This window comes from Hoeflea marina, from assembly GCF_003182275.1.
GTDB classification, from domain to species: Bacteria; Pseudomonadota; Alphaproteobacteria; order Rhizobiales; family Rhizobiaceae; genus Hoeflea; species Hoeflea marina.
Window position 1 is genome coordinate 203,954 of the sequence record NZ_QGTR01000004.1, and the last position, 19,026, is coordinate 222,979.

General features: G+C 66.4%; 18 protein-coding genes. 6 read left to right on the plus strand and 12 right to left on the minus strand.

Annotation, left to right across the window (positions count from 1 at the left end):
* Position 1: 1 nt before the first annotated feature.
* The 8 genes from modA to DFR52_RS16375 all read right to left on the minus strand — a co-directional run bounded on the left by modA (position 2) and on the right by DFR52_RS16375 (position 8,627).
* The gene (gene modA / locus DFR52_RS16340) at positions 2–808 is read right to left on the minus strand and encodes a molybdate ABC transporter substrate-binding protein (protein ID WP_110033071.1); all 807 of its coding nucleotides are present in this window, start codon (positions 806–808) and stop codon (positions 2–4) included.
* A 150-nt stretch (positions 809–958) separates the two neighbouring features.
* A complete protein-coding gene (locus DFR52_RS16345) occupies positions 959–1,897 on the minus strand; it encodes a hypothetical protein (protein ID WP_110033072.1) in 939 nt (312 codons plus the stop codon).
* Positions 1,897–2,640 carry a sulfite exporter TauE/SafE family protein gene (locus DFR52_RS16350; protein ID WP_110033073.1) on the minus strand — a complete coding sequence of 248 codons (744 nt, stop codon included), beginning with the start codon at positions 2,638–2,640 and terminating at the stop codon, positions 1,897–1,899. The genes DFR52_RS16345 and DFR52_RS16350 overlap by 1 nt, the downstream gene beginning before the upstream one ends.
* Positions 2,641–3,954, minus strand: a complete 1,314-nt coding sequence (locus DFR52_RS16355; protein WP_110033074.1) for a TRAP transporter large permease — start codon at positions 3,952–3,954, stop codon at positions 2,641–2,643.
* Positions 3,955–3,965: 11 nt separating this feature from the next.
* Complete coding sequence (locus DFR52_RS16360) at positions 3,966–4,505, minus strand: TRAP transporter small permease (RefSeq protein WP_110033075.1); 540 nt, start codon at positions 4,503–4,505, stop codon at positions 3,966–3,968.
* 63 nt (positions 4,506–4,568) lie between these two features.
* Entirely contained in the window at positions 4,569–5,543 is a 975-nt protein-coding gene (locus DFR52_RS16365) for a TRAP transporter substrate-binding protein (RefSeq protein WP_110033422.1), read from the minus strand.
* 23 nt (positions 5,544–5,566) lie between these two features.
* Positions 5,567–6,832 carry an NAD(P)/FAD-dependent oxidoreductase gene (locus tag DFR52_RS16370; protein ID WP_110033076.1) on the minus strand — a complete coding sequence of 422 codons (1,266 nt, stop codon included), beginning with the start codon at positions 6,830–6,832 and terminating at the stop codon, positions 5,567–5,569.
* 118 nt (positions 6,833–6,950) lie between these two features.
* Complete coding sequence (locus DFR52_RS16375; RefSeq protein WP_110033423.1) at positions 6,951–8,627, minus strand: thiamine pyrophosphate-binding protein; 1,677 nt, start codon at positions 8,625–8,627, stop codon at positions 6,951–6,953.
* Positions 8,628–8,791: 164 nt separating this feature from the next.
* Between DFR52_RS16375 and DFR52_RS16380 the strand changes: the two genes are divergently transcribed.
* The 3 genes from DFR52_RS16380 (at position 8,792) to DFR52_RS16390 (ending at position 10,775) form a co-directional block, all read left to right on the plus strand.
* Positions 8,792–9,499: a GntR family transcriptional regulator gene (locus DFR52_RS16380; protein WP_110033077.1), complete on the plus strand. Its 708-nt coding sequence runs from the start codon at positions 8,792–8,794 to the stop codon at positions 9,497–9,499.
* A 151-nt stretch (positions 9,500–9,650) separates the two neighbouring features.
* The gene (locus DFR52_RS16385; protein WP_110033078.1) at positions 9,651–9,905 is read left to right on the plus strand and encodes a GlsB/YeaQ/YmgE family stress response membrane protein; all 255 of its coding nucleotides are present in this window, start codon (positions 9,651–9,653) and stop codon (positions 9,903–9,905) included.
* 138 nt (positions 9,906–10,043) lie between these two features.
* Entirely contained in the window at positions 10,044–10,775 is a 732-nt protein-coding gene (locus DFR52_RS16390) for an aspartate/glutamate racemase family protein (RefSeq protein ID WP_110033079.1), read from the plus strand.
* Here the strand turns inward: DFR52_RS16390 and DFR52_RS16395 are convergent.
* From DFR52_RS16395 to pcaQ, 4 genes are all read right to left on the minus strand, one after another.
* Complete coding sequence (locus tag DFR52_RS16395; RefSeq protein WP_110033080.1) at positions 10,760–13,900, minus strand: efflux RND transporter permease subunit; 3,141 nt, start codon at positions 13,898–13,900, stop codon at positions 10,760–10,762. The genes DFR52_RS16390 and DFR52_RS16395 overlap by 16 nt on opposite strands.
* Entirely contained in the window at positions 13,900–15,036 is a 1,137-nt protein-coding gene (locus DFR52_RS16400) for an efflux RND transporter periplasmic adaptor subunit (RefSeq protein WP_110033081.1), read from the minus strand. The genes DFR52_RS16395 and DFR52_RS16400 overlap by 1 nt, the downstream gene beginning before the upstream one ends.
* A gap of 247 nt (positions 15,037–15,283) precedes the next feature.
* A complete protein-coding gene (locus DFR52_RS16405) occupies positions 15,284–16,063 on the minus strand; it encodes a DeoR/GlpR family DNA-binding transcription regulator (protein WP_110033082.1) in 780 nt (259 codons plus the stop codon).
* A gap of 123 nt (positions 16,064–16,186) precedes the next feature.
* Positions 16,187–17,113: a pca operon transcription factor PcaQ gene (gene pcaQ / locus DFR52_RS16410; RefSeq protein WP_110033083.1), complete on the minus strand. Its 927-nt coding sequence runs from the start codon at positions 17,111–17,113 to the stop codon at positions 16,187–16,189.
* A gap of 115 nt (positions 17,114–17,228) precedes the next feature.
* Here pcaQ and pcaC point away from each other — a divergent pair, with 115 nt between their 5' ends.
* From pcaC to pcaG, 3 genes are read left to right on the plus strand one after another with little or no spacing between them, the layout of a single operon-like run.
* Positions 17,229–17,663, plus strand: coding sequence for a 4-carboxymuconolactone decarboxylase (gene pcaC, locus DFR52_RS16415; RefSeq protein ID WP_110033084.1), 435 nt, complete (start codon positions 17,229–17,231; stop codon positions 17,661–17,663).
* Entirely contained in the window at positions 17,660–18,400 is a 741-nt protein-coding gene (pcaH, locus tag DFR52_RS16420; RefSeq protein WP_110033085.1) for a protocatechuate 3,4-dioxygenase subunit beta, read from the plus strand. Before pcaC ends, pcaH begins: the two co-directional genes overlap by 4 nt.
* A gap of 1 nt (position 18,401) precedes the next feature.
* Positions 18,402–19,016 carry a protocatechuate 3,4-dioxygenase subunit alpha gene (pcaG, locus tag DFR52_RS16425; RefSeq protein WP_110033086.1) on the plus strand — a complete coding sequence of 205 codons (615 nt, stop codon included), beginning with the start codon at positions 18,402–18,404 and terminating at the stop codon, positions 19,014–19,016.
* Positions 19,017–19,026: the final 10 nt, after the last annotated feature.

The following is a 19,026-nucleotide window of genomic DNA, read 5'->3' on the forward strand; positions in this document are numbered from 1 at the left end:
CCTATTGGCCGGCAGCCGGCTGGAGCACGGTGAAGCCCTGCGCCTCGAAGCCCCTGCGCGCAGCCTCGCCCTGCAGAAAAGCGAGGAAATCCGCGGCCACGGGCTTCGCGGCCGCAGTCAGGGCCACGGGATAGATGATCGGCGGATGACTGTCTTCAGGGAAGGACGCCACCACCTTCACCTTCGGCTCGGCGGCCGCGTCGGTGGCATAGACCACGCCGAGCGGCGCCTCCCCGAGCGCCACCAGCGCCAGCGCGGCGCGAACGTTTTCGGCCTGCGCGGTGCGCCCGGCGACACTGTCCCAGACCCCGAGCGCCGTCAGCGCCGCCTTGCCGTATCTGCCTGCGGGCACCACCTCCACGTTGGCCATCGCCAGACGGCCTTCGCCCAGCGCGCCCGCCAGATCGAGGCCGGGCGCGATGTCGAGCGCCACGCTGCTGTCGGCGGGAGCGATCAGCACGATGCGGTTGCCGAGCAGCCTCGTGACGCTGCCGGCTCGAACCTGCTTGCGCTCGGCAAGATAGTCCATCCAGGCGAGATCGGCGGATATGAAGACGTCGGCAGGCGCCCCGGCCTCGATCTGCTTGGCGAGTGCCGAACTGCCGGCATAGGACATCACGGCGGTGTTACCGGTGCTGGCGGACCAGTCCCTGGCGAGCGGGTCGAGCGCGGTCTTCAGGCTGGCGGCGGCGAAGACCGTCACCCGCTCGCCGGCGCGCGCCGGATACAGTCCGGTCACGGTAGCCAGAACCAGCGCACCGGCCAGCAGCACGCTCCTGCGCGATGTCGCCCCTTGGGAAAATGTCATCCCGCGCCTCCGCCATTTTCGGTTATCACTATATACGATTGAATATAGTTGTCAGCGCGGTGTCAATCGCCTCCGGCGCAGGGAGGTTCAACGGATCATGGCCTGTTCCTTGCTCACCCTCATTGACCACCATAGCCGAGCCGATATGGATCAGGCCGGATCGCGCGGCTTGTAGAGCCATCCGAGCAGCACCGGTGTGAGATACATCGGCACCTGGTAGCACCCGACGAACAGCAGGATCGGGCCGGTGACCGAAGCCGGCAGCGCCGCCAGGAACAGCGCCACATTGCGGTTGCCGGCGATGATCGCCCAGGCGACCCGGGCCCCTTCGTGGCCGGCCCGTCCGAGCATGAGAAATGTCGCCACCTGCAAGGAAAAGTTGATCGCGAAGGCCGCAAGCAGTGTGAGCAGGAACAACCCCGGCGTCGCGGTGATCGCCGGCCCCATCGCCGACATCAGCCCGATGACCAGCACCGCCATCAGCACGGCCGACACTCCGTCGATGACGGCGACGGTCTCACCGGACGGATGCGGGAAGAAGCGCTCGCGCACCGCGAAGGCGATGGCCGCCGAGCAGCCGATGAGCAGGAGCAGCCGGATCGAGGCCATGGCGATGGCGCCGACGGAGCCGAAGACCGGCCAGAGCATGAAGACGGGAACGATCGTCAGCGGCAGCAGGGCCACCCCGGCGATCATCAGCCTGAGCGCCGGTGCCGGGTCGTTGCCGGTCATGATGGTGAGATTGGGGCTTCCGGAGATCGACGGCGCCGCCGCCATCAGCACCAGCGCCGTCGGCAGCGGCCCGCTCCAGTCGAGCGCCAGGAAACAGCCGGCCAGCAGCAGCGGCAGCACCACCTGGTAGCCGGCCACCAGCCTGAGCGAGATGCGGATGTCGGCGAGACTGCCGCGCGCCGCACGCGGCCCGATCCTGAGTGCCGCCACGCCGAGCGTCAGGGCGACCAGTTCCGGCAGCACGCCGCGCACGATGCCGGCGAGGCCCGGGAACAGGATCCCCACGACCAGGCCGGCGATCAGCACGGTGCGCCCGTGGCGGGCGAGGAAGATGCAGGCCCGGCGCAGCGGGCGCATCAGGCCAGGCCCCGGATGATCAGGATTGCCGCAGCCACGCCGGAAATGGCCATCAGCGCCGACCGGAAGCGGCGGTCGAAACGGCCGCCGAGAAAGCGCGCGACCCAGATCCCGACAAGCATCGGCGGCACCATCGCCAGCGCCAGCCAGACATCATCGGGGCCGGCCCAGCCGCTGAGCGCAAGGCCGGAAAGCGAAAAGGCGCAGCCGAAGGCGAAGAAGGCCGCGAGCGTCGGGCGCGCCTCGCGCGGATTGTGGTCCTGGTAGATCATCGCCAGCGGCGGCGCGCCGACCGAGGTGATGGTGCCCATCAGGCCCGAAACCCAGCCCATCGCGACAAGGCTGACGCGCGAGAATTTGAGCCGCCAGCCGCCCATCGAGAGAACGACCGCGACCGCCACCATGATCCCGAACACCAGCATGAAGCCCTTGCGGTCGGTGAGTTGCGACAGCACATAGGTGCCGCTCGCCACGCCGATGAACCTGCCGGCCAGCCCGGTGCCCACCTCGGGCCAGCTGATCGCGTCGCGCTCGCGCCAGGCGCCCGCTCCGGCCGTCACCATGCCGATCATCAGTGTCGGCACCGGCACCAGATGCGGATCGATCAGCGCCAGCAACGGAGCCGCGGTGAGCCCGAAGCCCATCCCCAGCCCGGCCTGCACCACGCTTGCGGCGAGGACGATCACGAACGCCAGCACCAGCAGCAGAGGCTGGTCGATGAGGGGAAAAGTGTCGGGAATCACTTAGCCTCCGGGCCTGAGCCGCATGTTCTCGGGCAGCCACGTGGCAAGGTCGGGAAACGCGATCAGGACGAACACCATCAGCACCATGATGAGGAACATCGGAAAGGCCGCCCTGGCGATGAAATTCATCTCGTGCCCGGTCATTCCCTGCAGCACGAAGAGGTTGAAACCGATCGGCGGTGTGATCTGCGCCATCTCGATGACGACGACGATGAAGATGCCGAACCAGATGAAATCGATGCCGGCCTGGCGGATCATCGGTTCGACCACCGCGATCGTCAGCACCACCGACGAGATACCATCCAGGAAACAGCCGATGACGATGTAGAACACCAGGAGCGCCATCAGCAGTTCGAACCTGCTCAGTCCCAGCGATCCGATCCATTCCGCCAGCGCCCGCGGCAGTCCGGTGAAGCCCATCGACAGCGACAGGAACGAGGCGCCGGCGAGAATGAGCGCGATCATCGCCGAGGTGCGCATTGCGCCCATCAGGCTCTCGCCCATGGTCGACAGCGACAAGGATCCCTGCGCCAGCGCCAGCGCCATCGAGCCGAGCACGCCGAAGGCCGCGGCCTCCGTGGCGGTGGCAAATCCCAGATACATCGAGCCGATCACCAGCAGGATCAGCAGCATCACCGGGATGAGAAAGCGCGAATTGACGACCTTCTCGCGCAGGCTCATCACCGGCTCGGGGTCGGGATTGTAGGCCTTCGAGACCTTGGAGATGATGGCGACATAGGCCATGAACATCGCCGCCAGCACCAGTCCGGGCAGGATGCCGGCGATGAACAGCTTGGTGATGGATTCATTGATCGTGACGCCATAGACGATCAGCGTCAGCGAGGGCGGAATCATCAGGCCCAGGGTGGCTGCGCCCGCCAGCGTGCCGATGACCAAGTGTTCGGGATAGTTGCGGCGGCGAAGTTCGGGGATCGACATCTTGCCGACCGTGGTCAGCGTCGCCGCCGACGAGCCGGAGACGGCGGCAAACACCGTGCAGCCCACCACATTGGTGTGCAGAAGCCCGCCGGGCAGCCGCGCCATCCACGGTGACAGGCCGCGGAACATGTCTTCCGACAACCGCGTCCGGAACAGGATCTCGCCCATCCAGATGAACAGCGGCAGCGCTGTCAGCGACCACGACGAGGCGGAGCGCCAGATGATGGTCATCATCGCGTCACCCGCGGGCCTGAGCGTGAACAGCTCCATGCCGAGCCAGGCAACGCCCAGCAGAGCCAACCCGACCCAGACGCCGGTGCCGAGCAGCAGGAAGAGCACGAACAGGAAGACGACGATAGGCGCGATCTCAGCCATGGTCTCCGCCCCTATTCCGCATGGCTCTGGCCGACGATGTCGGAGCCGATATTGTCTCGCCGGGTGATCAGCAGGCTGAGAAGATTGTCGAGGAAGGCGATGAACAGCAGCACCGCGCCCGCCGCCATCGGGATCTGCACGATCCACAGCGGCGTCGCGTCCTGTCCCTGGCTGATGTCGTTGAGCTTGCGCGACCAGTAGACCATCTTGACGGAATAGAAGGCGAGATAGCCGGTCGCAGCCACGGCGACGGCCATGCACCAGACCTCGCCCCAGAACCGGTTCCGGCCGAGCGCCGCCAGGAGCAGGCTGACCCGGATGTGCGAACCGGAATTGAGCGCGTGCGCAAAGCCCAGGAACGAGGCCGACGCCATCAGGTAGCCCGCATATTCCGAGGAGCCGGGAAAGGCGGTCGACGACCACCGCGCCACCATCTGGGCGACGATGACGATCAGCAGCGCCACCAGACAGGCGGCTGCGACATAGCCGGCGGCATTGTAGGCCGCGTCGAGAATGCGGCGCGCCGGATGGCGCAATGGATCGGTTGTCATGCGGGCCCCGCTGGATGTGAGCCGGTGCGGCGAGAACCGCCGCACCGCTGTCGGCAGGGTTTGTTACGGTGCCTTGTAGGCGTCGATGATGGCCTTGCCCTTGTCTCCGGCGTTCTTCAGCCATTCGTCCGTCATGGTGGTACCGAAGGCGGCGAGATCGGCCTTGAACTGGTCGGACGGTCCGGCAACGGTCATGCCGTTCTCGGCCAGGGTCTTGAGATAGCCGGCGGTCAGGTCCTGCGCCTTGGCAGCGCCGTCGCTGGCGGCCTTGGCGCCACAATCCATCAGTGCCGCCTTGGAGGCATCGTCAAGCCCTTCAAAGGCGTCCTTGTTGACCATCACCGCGTTGCGGGGCAGCCACGCCTGGACGTCGTAGAAATGCGTCAGGCTTTCCCAGACCTTGGAATCGACTCCTGTCGAGCCCGACGAGATGAACGATTCGGCGACACCCGTGGCAAGCGCCTGGCTGAGGTCTGCTGCCTCGATCTGCACCGGCACCATGCCGGCAAGTTCGGCGATGCGCGCGGTCGCCGCATTGTAGGCGCGGAACTTGATGCCTGCGAGGTCGGCGGCGGAGTTGACCTCCTTCTTGAAGTAGAAGCCCTGCGGCGGCCACGGCACGGTGTAGACCAGCACCAGGTTCTGCTCTTCGAGCGCGGCGTTGACCGCGTCCTTGGCGGCGTTCCACAGCTTGTCGCTGTCGGCGAACGAGGTGGCGAGGAAGGGAATCGAATCGACGCCGAAGAGCGGGTTTTCATTGGCGTGGGCCGACAGCAGCCGCTCGCCGATGGGAGCCTGGCCGGTCTGTACGGCGCGCTTGATGTCGTTGCCGGCAAACAGCGACCCGCCCGGATGGGTGACGATCTCCAGCTTGCCGCCGGTGGCGTCGGTGACGCATTTGGCGAACGCCGCGGCATTCTCGGAATGATAGTTGGTGGCCGGATAGGCCATGGGCATGTCCCACTTTTCCGCCAGGGCGGCGGTTGCGAAGGACGTCGCCAGCAGCGTGCCGGCAAGAAGTCTGGTCAGATGCGTCATGGTCATTCCCCTTTTGGTTTTCCCTATTGGAAGCGCAAAGGCGCATAGGGTGCAACATCTAAATTCGGCCGTTGCCCGGATATCATCTGCGCTAGCAAGCGTCCGGTCTTCGGACCAGCCGTCATTCCGACGTGATGATGCCCGAATCCGACATAGGCGCCCTCCGCTCCAGGCACCGGACCAATGAGCGGAATTGAGTCCGATGGCGCCGGTCGGTGCCCCATCCACTCCCGCGCATATCTCCAGGTCAGGCCGGGAAAGGCCTGCCGCGCCCCCTTCATCAGCAGGTCCAGCGGCGGTCGCGATGCGGGCGCCTCCAGTCCGCCGAACTCGACGATGCCGGCAAGCCGCAACCGGCCCTGCATCGGCGTGGCGACGAATTTTCCGCTGACCACCATCACCGGCGCGCCGAGCTGCATGCTCGGTTCCCAGAGTTCGAGGTGATAGCCGCGTTCGCTTTCCAGCGGCACCTTCAGACCGAGCCTGGCCGCAAGCGGCACCGACCAGGCGCCGCAGGCGATGACCACCGCGTCGCAGCCGATGGTCTCGCCGCCGGCGCGCACCCCGGTCACCCGCCCTTCCTCCCGCACGATGTCCGTGGCGGCGGCGATGCGCAATTCGCCGCCCGAGGCCAGGGCATGGTCGGCAAGCGCCCTCACATAGGCCTCCGGGTCGGTGATCATGCCGTGACCGTCAAGGCTCGCGGCAAAGCCGATGCCGGGCGACAGCATCGGCTCGACCGCACGCAGGGCATCGCCCTCGAGTTCGTCCCAGACAAAACCGTGCGCCTTGCGTATCGACCAGCCGAATCGGTCTGCCTCGAAGGCGGCGCGGTCACGGTAGAGGAACCGGTAGGGGCACGGCACGATGAAGCCCTCCGCTCCGGTACCTGCGGCGAGCGCCTGGTGATCGGCCAGCGAATCGCCGGTCAATCCGTGCAGCGCCGTGGCGATGCGGTTGACGTCCGCCGCGTTGGCATGCGCCATGTAGCGCATCAGCCACGGCAGCAGCCGCGGCAGATAGCCCCATTTCAGGAACAGCGGCTGGTCGGCATCGAGCAGCATCCGCGGCGCCTTGCCGAGGAGCCCCGGCACCGTCACAGGGATGATCGAGGCCGAGGCCAGCACGCCGCCATTGCCCTGGCTGGCGCCGGCGGCGACACCGGTCTTGTCGATGAGGATGACGCGGTGGCCCTGCCGCTGCAGCCAGATGGCGGTCGACACGCCGATGATGCCCGCGCCGATGATGGCGATGCGTCGTGGTTCGAAGGGTCCGCCCGGTCCGCTCATGGCTCCGATCCCGCCCTGGCGGCCGTATCCGGCGACCCCGGACTTTCGCAGCGTCGGAGATCCGTGGCCATGGGGTCAGGCGATCGCTGCCCCGGCAGATCTGTGCGCAGGTGTCCGATCACGCCACCCATTCGCTGACCGGGGCTTCCGCATCGTTGAGCGGCTGGGCGATGATGTCGACCAGCGTCGGGCCGTCATGGGCCAGCGCCTCGCGCAGCACGCCCTCAAGCTTGTCCGGGTCCTCCACCCTCCAGGACTTGACGCCGAAGGCGGCGGCGACGGCGGCATGGTCGGTGCGGTTGAAGTCGACATTGTGGAACCGGCCGCCGAAACCGGTCTTCTGTCCGGCCTTGATCCACCCGAAGGTCGCATTCGAGAACACGATCGAGGTGATCGGCATCTTGTAGCGGACGATGGTTTCCAGCTCGCCGCAGCAGAAACCGAAGGAGCCGTCGCCCATCACCGCCACCGTCTTCACCGACGGACGGCCCAGATGCGCGCCCATGGAGGCGGCGAGCGCATAGCCGAGCGCGCCATGGGCCCGGTTGGTGATGAACTGCCGCCCGGGCATGCGCCAGCGGTAGTGGGCGGAGAAATACGGGCATGGTGTGCCGGGATCGGCCACCACCACGGCATCGTCGTCAAGCAGCCGCGACAGGGTCTCGATCACCCGCTCCGGCTTGATCGGCAGCTCTGGAGAGCGTGCCAGCGGCAGGAAATTCCGCAGTTTCAGCGCCCAGGCCGCCTTGGCCCTGGCCTCGCCGCCATGCGAGACCGCCACGCCGCGCGCCTCGATGGCATCGCCCAGCGCCTTGAGCGCGGACGCCGCATCGGCGGCGATGGCCACGTCCGTCGGGAAATTGGCGCCGATGACCTCGCTGTCGCTGTCGATGTGGATGACGCGCACGCCCGGGCCCGGCACCCGCCAGCGCTCGGTGGTGACCGACCCGGCACGGCAGCCGATGAAGAGGACCAGGTCCGCCTCCTCGACCACCGCCCGGGTTGACGCCACTCCGCCGTTCGAACCGACGACGCCGACGGCGTGCGGATCGGTCTCCGCGATCGCCCCCTGCCCCGACACCGTGGTGGCGACCGGCAGGTCGATCAGCCGCGCAAGCCACGCCAGCGCCGGCTCGGCGCCGGAAATCACCACGCCGCCACCGCAGATGGCCACCGCCCGCCGCGCCTCGACCAGCGCGTCCGCCGCCCTCTCGATATCGGCCTCGACGGCGCCCGGCCGGTCGGCCGGGTAGCTGGCATGGCGGTCGTCGGCCCAGATTTCGGCGCCGTCGACCGCATTCTTCTGGGTGTCGAAGGGCAGCGCCAGATGCGCCGATCCCGGCCGCCCGGTGGTCATGGCCCGGAAGGCCGCGCGGACCTGCGCCGGCAGCCTGGTCGCGTCGTCGAGCGATGCGTTCCACTTGGTCACCGGCCGGAACAGGCTGACCTGGTCAAGTTCGGTCAGCGGATAGCGGCCGCGTGACCTGGTCGAGACATCGGAGGTGATCGCGAGCACGGGAACGGAGCTCTCGTTGGCCTCCACCAGGGCCGGAAGGATGTAGGTGGCGCCGCCGCCCGACGGGCCCTCGCAGACGCCGGGCCTGCCGGTCACCCGCGCATAGCCGTCGGCCATGTAGCCGGCATGCCGCTCGTCACGGGTGAGCACATGGGTGATGGAATGGTCGAGCCGTGCCATGGCGTCGTAGAAGGGCAGCGTGGTGTCGCCGCAAAGGCCGAAGATATGGCTGACCTTGTGGGCCTCGAGCATGCGGACCAGCGCCTCCGCGCCGGTCATCTGATTGTGTCCGCTTGCGGGCATCGGCAACTTTCGGTTGGAGGCGTCGGGCAACCCCCGGCCTCTGGCTGCATTCACAATTGTATACAGGCTGGAATGTTGCGAAGTTCAAACCCGTGTGTCAAGACGAAACCCATAAACCGCAAGAGGATCGCATCGGATTCATGACAGAAGGTCGCGTCGAGGCGCTGTACGCCAGCCTCAAGGACATGGTCGTCGGCTTCCGAATCCGGCCGGGCGAGCGTCTCAACGAGGTGGCGCTGGCGCGCGCGCTGGACACCAGCCGCACACCCTTGCGCGAGGCGCTCAACCGGCTGATTTCCGAGCAGTTGATCGAATTCCAGCCCGGCCGCGGCTTCTTCTGCCGCGACCTGACTCCCGCCTCGGTTTTCGAGCTCTACGAGCTGCGCGCCATTCTCGAGGTCGCCATCGTAAGGCTCGCCACGGAGCGGGCCGATGCCGCCGGAATCGCGGCGCTCCACCATACGCTCTACACCGACGGACTTGCTTTCGCCGGACGCAGCGTGCGCGAACTGACCGCCCAGGACGAAACCTTCCACATCGGCATCGCCCGGCTCGCCGGCAGCGCCGAACTGGTGCGTCAGCTTGCCATGGTCAATGACCGCATCCGCTATATCCGCTGGATCGACATGGCCGAGCGCGCCGCCCACACCCGCGGCGAGCACAGGCAGATCATGAGCGCGTTGGAGGCGCGCGACGCCGATGCGGCCGCAGCCCTGATGCGGACCCATATCGAGCGCCGGATGGACCAGGTGGTCAGCTCGGTGCGGCGCGGTTATGCGCAGCTCTACGTCCCCGGCGAAGACGCCCTGTTCGACCAGCCGATGGGCGGCGAGGACGACGCGGGCTGACCGGCAGGGTGAAAGCGGGCGAAATCCGTCTTTGTCACGATCTTGGAAAACGCGCATTTTGCCTGCGTGCTTTCGGAACCGATCGGATAGTATGGTGCCGCGGCCATCCTGCGACGGCTCGCCCTGACATATGTCACTAGGGAGAATGAACATGGGTGTTGAAAGTCTTATCGTATTTCTTCTCATCGGCGCGATCGCCGGCTGGCTCGCCGGCCTGATCGTCAAGGGCTTCGGCTTCGGCCTGCTCGGCAACATCGTCGTCGGCATCGTCGGCGCCCTCATCGCCGGCTTCCTGTTTCCGCGCTTCGGCTTCGCCATCGGCGGCGGCATACTTGCCTCCATCATCAACGCCACCATCGGCGCCGTGATCCTGCTGCTGCTGGTCAAGGTGCTCCGCCGGGTCTGATCCGGGCGCACAAGCGCTTCGGCCCGGACCGGTTCATCCGGCCAGGGCCGAAGCAGGAACTGCAGGACGGCCAGGGCTGCCTACGCGCGAACCGCCCGGCTCCACGATCTGGTTTTGATCGAAGCAAGGACATTCGACATGAAGGCATCCGGCGGCAAGGCGATCTACGGGGCTGCGGTCGGCATCCTCATGCTCGAGGCGCGCTTCCCGCGCATCCCCGGCGACATGGGCAATGCGCTGACCTGGACGTTCCCCGTGCATTACAAGGTGGTCCGCTCCGCCACGCCCGACCGGGTCGTGCGCCAGGGCGCAGACGGCCTGCTCGGGGACTTCATCGAGGCCGCCCGGGACCTCGTCGCCGACGGTGTGGACGGCATCACCACCAATTGCGGCTTCCTGTCGCTGTTCCAGGCCGAGCTTGCCGCATCCGTTCCCGTGCCGGTCGCCACCTCGTCGCTGATGCAGGTGGCCATGGTCAATGCGCTGCTGGCGCCCGGCCGCCGCGCCGGCGTGCTCACCGTTTCGAAGTCGACGCTCACCGCCCGCCATCTCGCGGCAGCCGGCGTCCCCGAAGGCACGCCGATCGGCACCACCGAGGGCGGCCGCGAATTCACCCGCGCCATTCTCGGCAACGAGATGCATCTGGACGTGGATCTCGCCCGCCAGGACAACATCGATGCCGCCCGCGCCCTGGTGTCAGCCAATCCCGATCTCGGCGCCCTGGTGCTCGAATGCACCAACATGGTGCCCTATGCCGCCGACATCCGGCTCGCCACCGGCCTGCCCGTGTTTTCGATCGAGAGCTTCGTCAGCTGGTTCCAGTCGGGCCTTTCGCCGCGACGCTATCCGGCGCCCTATTCCGCCGGATAGGTTTTCGCATCGTCCCCGGACTTCCGCGAGAAGCGGAACCAGTTGCGGATTCTGGCCATCCGCTTCCTGACCTTGCTGTCGTTGGAGCGGGTGACGATCATCAGCAGCGACGGCGTCACGATCAGCGTCAGCACGGTCGAGAACGCCAGGCCGAAGACGATGGCGCTCGATAGCGAAATCCACCATTGCGTCGACGGCGCGCCGAAGGTGGTCTCGTGGCTCATCAGTTCGAGGTTGAAGCCGAAGGCGATCGGAAACACCCCGAGAATCGCGGTCAGCGCGGTCAGCACCACCGGTCGGGCACGCTCGCGGCAGGTCTGCAGCACCGCTTCCAGCTTGTCCATGCCCTCGTGGCGCAGGTGGTCGTAGGTGTCGATGAGCACGATGTTGTTGTTCACCACCACGCCCGCCAGCGCGATGATGCCGATGCCGGTCATCACCACCCCGAAAGGCTGGCCCATGATCAGCAACCCGAGGAACACGCCGATTGTCGACATCACCACCGCCGACAGCACCAGGCCGACAGAGATGAACTTGTTGAACTGCGCCAGCAGCACCACGAAAATCAGGAAGATGGCGGCGCCGAAGGCCTTGCCGAGGAAGGCGCCGGCGGCCGCCTGCTCCTCGTCCTCGCCGGCCAGCCGCCAGCGGATTCCCTTGGATTCAAGATCCATCTTCTCGATGCTGGCGACCACGCCCTTGCGCAGCTGGTCGGCCTGGACGCCCTCGCTGATGCCGGCCTCGACCGTCACCGTGCGCGCGCCGTCGATGCGCGACAGCGTCCCGGTGCTCAGTGCCGGCTCGCGGCTGACGAAGTTCGAGATCGGAACCGAGCCCTGCGGCGTCTCGATCCTGAGATCGTCGAGCGCAGACAGGGTGCGGCGGTCCTCCGGCAGCCTGAGCCGGATGTCGACCGCATCGTCCACGCCCGCCGGGCGGTAGTCCGACAGCTTCAGTCCCGTGGTCACCAGTTGCACCGCCGTGCCGACCGATGCCGGCCCGATGCCGTAGCGCGCGGCGACCGAGCGGTTCACCTTCAGCTCCCAGTCGACGCCGGGTGGCGGCAGGCCATCGGCAATGTCGATCACGTCGGGCGTGCTGCGCAGCATGTCGGCCACGGCGCGGGCCGCCTCGTCGAGACCCGCCGGATCGACAGCCGACAGCCGCACCTGGATGGCCTTGCCGGTCGGCGGGCCGCCCTCGGGCACCGAGACCTCGATCTCGACTCCGGGAAAGCCGGTCATTTCGGCACGGAAATCCTCGAGAATCGCGCCGGCTGGCTTGCGCTCGCGCCAGTCGACGAACTCGTACTGGATCACGCCGACGACGTCCGCGGCAACTTCGTTGCCGCCACCGCTGACATTTCCGACGCGGGTGTAGACGCTCTTGATGCCCGGCCAGGACAGCAGCCGCGACTCGGCCATGCGGACCGCGCTGTCCTTTTCCTCGAGCGACAGGTTGCCGCGTGCATGCACGTAGAGCAGACCGTATTCGGGCTCGACATTGGGGAAGAACTCGACGCCCTTGCCGTGGAACACATAGGTGGCTGGCACCGCCACCAGCAGCCCCACCACCAGCAACACGACCGTGAACGGGTGCAGGACGGCCTTGCGGACCACCCACATATACATGCCGTCCGGCTTCGGACCGTCCTCGACCACTGGCTTGGCGAACATGGCGCCCAGCGTCGGCGTGAACACCAGCGCATAGAGCATCGATGCGGACAGCGTCGCGATCAGCGTGATCGGCATGTATTTCATGAACTCGCCGACGACGCCGGGCCAGAACAGCAGCGGCGAGAATGCCGCCACGCGCGTCAGCGTCGCCGCGATCACCGGGCCGGCCATGCGCTTGGCCGCCATCGAGAAGGCCTCACGCTTGTCCATGCCTTCCGACATGCGCCGCTCGGCGAACTCAGTGACGATGATGGCGTCGTCGACCAGCATGCCGACGGCGAGGATCAGGCTGAACAGCACGACGATGTTGACGGTCAGACCCGCCAGCGACAGCGCCAGGATGCCCATCAGGAACGATGCCGGAATGGCAAAGCCGATCAGCAGCGAGGCGCGGCCCGAAAGCGCGTAGAGGATGACGATGAAGACGAGGATCACCGCCGTCAGCACGCTGTTCTGCAGATCCGAAAGCAGCTGGCGGATGGAGGTCGACTTGTCCTGACTGTAGGTGACGACCGCGCCTTCCGGCAGCAGCGTCTTGTACTCGTCGGCCACCTTTTTCACAGCGTCGACCGTGTCGACGAGATTGGACCCGGTGCGTTTGGAGACCTCGATGGCGATCGCCGGCTTGCCGTCAAGCCGCGTGATCGTCTCGGCATCCTTGTAGGTGGAGCGGATGGTCGCCAGGTCCCGGGCGCGGACGACGGCATTGGGTCCGGCCACGATCGGCAGATTGGCCACATCCTCGATGTTCTCGATCAGGAGCGGCACCTTGACCGCGTAGCGGCCCTCGTCGCCCTCGAGCGCGCCGGCGGCCACGACCGAATTGCTGGCGCCGACCCCGGCGATCAGCTGGTCGAGATTGAGCCCGTAGGACGACAGCTTGACCGGGTCGATGATGACCTCCACCAGATCGTCGCGCGCGCCCTGCAGCGCGGCGTCGAGAACGCCGTTGACCTCTTCGATGCGGTCGCGCAGTTCGCGCGCCGCCAGCGTCAGCGCCCGTTCCGGCACGTCGCCCGACAGCGTCACCACCAGCACCGGGAATTCCGAGATGTTGACTTCGTTGACGGTGGGCTCCTCTGCACCGGTCGGCAGGTCGCGCTTGGCGTCCGACACCTTGGTGCGCACGTCGTCGAGCGCCTTGGAGAGATCGGCGCCGGCGATGAATTCGATCAGCACGTTGCCGCCGCCCTGATAGGCGGTCGAGCGCATTTCCTTGATGGCGGAAATGTTCTTGAGCTTGGCCTCCATCGGCCTGAGCAGCAGCCGCTCGGAATCCTCCGGCGAAATGCCGGTATAGGTCATCGAGACATAGATGATCGGAATCTTGATATCCGGCTCGGCTTCCTTGGGAATGCCGACATAGGCCATCGACCCGGCAACCACCAGGAACAGGAGCACCGCGATGGTCAGGCGCGCGTTGCGGATGGCGAGATCGACGATGTTCATCAGTTGCTCCCGGCCGCCGCGCGCGCCAGCAATTCCGCCCCCGCATCCACGGCATTGACCTGGTCGCCATCACTGACCAGATCCTGTCCGGCGACGATGATGCGCGCGTCCTCGGGGATGCCGCCGAGGATGAGTCCATCCGGCGTGTCGTCGATCAGATCGATCTCGACGAAGCCGACCTTGCCGTCCGCACGCAGGATGCGGACCCCGAGATTGCCCTGCGGGTCGAGCGTCACCACCGAACGGGGCAGCTTCACCGCCTTGACCGGGTCCGCCTTCAGGCCGATTTCGGCGGTCATGCCCGCCGGAATCGACGTGTCGGGATTGGGAACGGCGATCTCGACAGGAAATGTGCGGGTCTGCGCCGTGGCCTCCCGGCTGACATAGCGGACCGTGCCGCTGACGGATTGGCCGCTGATCAGCTTGACCTCTGCCTGTCCGCCAAGGCGAATATGCGACAGGTCGCGCTCGCTCACTTCGCCGCGCGCGATCATCGGATCGAGCTTCAGCAGCACCACGGCATCCCGGCCTGAGGGCGCCCAGCTGCCCTTTTCCACCATCACGTCGTCGATGACGCCGTCGAACGGCGCCGTCACCCGCAGCCGGTCGAGATCGGCCTGCGCGGTTTCGAGCTGCGATTTCGCCGCCGCCAGCGCCGAGCGTGCATTGTCGGACTGGGCGGTCGGGCTGATGCCGCGCTTGACCAGCGCATTGACGTTCTCGGCTTCCTTCTCGCGCTGGGCAAGCAGTGCCCGGGCGGTTTCGACCATCGCCTGCTTGTCGGGACCCTCGAGTGTCAGGATCACGTCACCGGTCTTGACCAGGTCGCCCTCATCGACATTCAACTGGTCGATCACGCCGGCATCCCGGGTTGCAAGAGTCGCCTTCTTGTCGGCTTCGGTCACGCCAGACACCCGCACGATCCGGTTGTGATCCACGAATTCCGGTGTCACGACTGCGACGGTGCGCAAGGGCTTGTCGGGCTTCGCTGCCTCGGCGGCGGCCTTCTCCGTCGCAGCCTTGTTGGCCTCGTCGGCAGCGCTTCCCACGGACGCGAATTCGCCGGTCGCCACCCAGGCGGCGGAAACGGCCAGCACGACGAAGGCAGCGACGGTGTGAAACCTGATCCTAGGCATGATGTTTATCCAGTTGTCCGCACGAAACTTGCTTGAAAATCGGGCAATCAATCGCGGGCGCGACCTGCCTAAATGACAGACGCCTCTCGTTGGTGACGCCTATATAGGAACTTGACTGTGGCACAAAAGAGCCTGTGCCCTGGTTTTGCGCGCCGGAACCATTGCACTTGCAGAGGGTGACGATAATGCAACATATCGCAAAGATTTCATCTTTCAGCCCGCCGGCCATGCCGGCCGGAATCCCCGGTCACGCCGCTTCGGGATCAAGCGAGCTTTCGATGAGTTCGACCTCGTTGTCCGCGCAGATGCGGCGGATGGCGTCGGACGGGCAGATGTCGGTCACGAAGGTATCGACCTGCGAGAGATGCCCGATGCGGACCGGCGCCGTCCGCTCGAGCTTGGTGGCGTCGGCCACCAGAATGACATGCCGGGCATTGGCGATGATCGCCTGCGCCACCTTCACCTCGCGGAAATCGTAATCCAGGAGCGCGCCGTCATGGTCGATCGCCGAGACGCCGATGACGGCGTAGTCAACCTTGAACTGGCGGATGAAATCCACCGCCGCCTCGCCGACGATGCCGCCGTCCGAACTGCGCACCACGCCGCCGGCGATCACCACCTCGAACTGGGTGAACACACGCATCCTGTTGGCAACATTGATGTTGTTGGTGATGATCATGAGCCGACCGTGCTTCAGCAGCGCCTGGCTGACGGCCTCGGTGGTGGTGCCGATGTTGATGAACAGCGAGGCATTGTCCGGAATCAGCGCCGCCGCCGCCGCGCCGATGGCGCCCTTTTCAACCGCGGCGATCTTGCCGCGCTGCTCGTATTCGAGATTCTGCGTTCCCGACGGGATGACGGCTCCGCCGTGAATCCGCGACAGCAGCTGCCGCTCGCACAGGTCGTTGAGATCCTTGCGGATCGTCTGCGGGGTGACATCGAAGCGTGACGCCAGATCCTCGACCAGCACCCGGCCTTCCAGTTTCGCGAGTTCGATGATTTCGGCATGACGGGGCGGCAGAAACACTGGGTCGAATCCATGTCAGAGGTGGCAGAGTGAAATCTAGGCCGAACGCGGAGAAAACGCCACCGGGGACAGCAGGCACGCAGCGGTTGCCGGCAATCCGCGCGGTCAGCCGTCCGCCGGCGCTCAGACAGGCGGAAGCGCGGCCGTCACCCGGCGCAGGATTTCGGCAAACGCCTGCGCCGCCGCATCCGGCTCGCCGCCGCCGCGGGTGACGAGGCCCACCGAGCCCATCGTCGATCCGGTGTCGATCGGCAATACCGAGAACTGCCCGCCGTCGATTTCCGCCGCCACGACGCCGCGCGAGATGATCCAGATGGCGTTCTGTTCGCGCACGAAAGCGCGGCCGAAGCTGTCGGACACCGTCTCGATCGCCTGCGATGGCCTCGTCATGCCTTGTTCGACCAGCAATGTCTCGACATAGGGAAAGATGATCGATCCCTCGGGCGGAAACAGCACCGGGTAGCGGCCGAGCACGTCCGCCGGCACATGGTCGCGGCCTGCCAGCGGATGTTGAGACGACACCACGAACACCACCCGGTCGCGATAGAGCGGCTCGAAACGCAGCCCGCCCATCTGCTCGGGTGCCGGCATCCGCCCCATCACCATGTCGAGATCGCCCTTGCGCAACTGGTCGAGCAGGACCCGGTTCTCGCCCGTGATCACTCGCAGCCGCGACGGGGTTTCCGAGGCCAGAAGCTGGGACACCGCCGCCGGCATCACCGTGACTGACACCGTCGGCAGCGCGCCGATGCGCACCATCGGCCCGGGCGCCGGAGCGGTCTCGGCCAGCGCCTGCATGCCGCCGCGCACCGCCGCCAGGCTGATGCCCGCGTGGGTGAGGAACACCTCGCCCTGCGGCGACAGCCGGATGCCGCGGCCGTCACGGGCGATGAGCGGCTGGCCGACAATGGTCTCGAGCTCGCGGATCGTGCGGGTCACCGCCGGCTGCGTCAGCCCCAGCGAAGTCGCCGCGCGGCCGACGCTCTTCTGACGGGCCACCTCGACGAAACTCTCGAGATGCCGGATCTTGATGCGTCGCGAATCATCCATATCGACTTCGCTATGATTTGAGCCTTAAAAATCATTATTCATTTCGGTTTCAATATGCAAACCTTTCGAAATGCGCCGGAGGAGGTTCGGCGCGCCGCAGTTCGGGGAGAGACTCATGGCCGACCGTTCGCCGGAAGCTTCCGTGACAGGGTCTCCCGAAGGCCTGTCCAGCGGCGAAGCCACCCGCCGCAGGATCCTGGGCGACGCCCATGTCGATCGCGCCAAGGCCGCCACCACCGGTTTCGACGCCCCCTTCCAGGACCTGATCACAGCCTCGGCCTGGGAGCGGGTGTGGTCGCGCCCCGCCTGGACCACGCGCGAGCGCTCGATCGTCACCATAGCACTGCTTGCCGCCCTCGGCCACGAGGAGGAACTGGCCATGCATGTCCGCGCCACCCGCAACACCGGCGCTTCCGCCGATGACATTTGCGAGACGCTGATGCATGTTGCCATCTATGGCGGCGTTCCGGCGGCCAATACCGCCTTCCGCGTCGCCAAGCGGACGCTGGCGGAGATGGACGCCGAAGGCCGGGAGGGCAGGCAGCCATGAGCAACGACGCACCCGAAACCGGCGCCTTCTTCGCCCGCGACCGGGAATGGCACCCGAAACCGCTGACGCCGGGCTACAAGACCTCCGTATTGCGCTCGCCGCAGAAGGCTCTGTTGTCTTTCGACAACACCATCTCCGAGATCACCGGCCCGACCTTCGGCCATTCGATGCTCGGCGAACTCGACAACGACCTCATCCACAATTTCGCGAGAAACGGCGAGAGCGCCATCGGCGAGCGCATCGTCGTCCACGGCCGCCTGCTCGACGAGCGCGGCCGGGGCGTCGCCGGTGCGCTGCTCGAGTTCTGGCAGGCCAATGCCGGCGGCCGCTACCGGCACAAGCGCGACGGCTATCTTGCGCCGCTCGATCCCAATTTCGGCGGCTGCGGCCGCACCGTCACCGACGAGCGCGGCTTCTATGCCTTCCGCACGGTCCGCCCCGGCCCCTATCCCTGGCCGAACGGTCCGAATGAGTGGCGCCCGGCACATATCCATTTCTCGGTCTTCGGCCACGGCTTTGCCCAGCGGCTGATCACGCAGATGTATTTCGAGGGCGATCCGCTGATTGCGCGCTGCCCGATCGTGCGTACCATCAACGACCCCGCGGCAATCTGCCAGCTTACCGCAGCGCTCGACATGAACGCCACCGTCCCGATGGATGCGCTGGCCTACAAGTTCGACATAGTGCTCCGCGGCCGCCGCTCGACGCTGTTTGAAAACCGGCTGGAGGGAAACTGACATGGCCCAGCCGCTCGATTACCTGAAGGAATCGCCGTCGCAGACCGCCGGCCCCTATGTCCATATCGGCTGCCTGCCGAATTTCTGCGGCATTGCGGGCGTCTATCCGGCCGATCTCGGCCACTCCATGGTCAATGCCCGCACCAGGGGCGAGCGCATCACGCTGTCGGGCCGTATCATCGACGGCACCGGCACCCCGCTCAGGGACGCCATGGTCGAGATCTGGCAGGCCGATGCCGCCGGGCTCTACAACAGCCCGTCGGAGACGCGCGGCACGGCCGACCCGGATTTCACCGGCTGGGGCCGCCAGGCCGCCGATCCCGAAACCGGGCTGTGGCGTTTCGAGACGATCAGGCCCGGTCCCGTCCCCTTCCCGGACGGTCGCCTGCAGGCGCCGCACATCAGTGTCTGGATCGTCGCCCGCGGCATCAATCTCGGCCTCAACACCCGCATCTACTTCCCCGAAAACGAAGCGGCCAATGCCGCCGATCCGGTGCTCTCCCGCATCGAGCACAAGAACCGCGTGCCGACCCTGATCGCCCGGCGCGACGGCGCCGCCTATTCCCACGACATTCATTTGCAGGGCGACGCCGAAACCGTCTTCCTCGACATCTAGGATCCCGAGC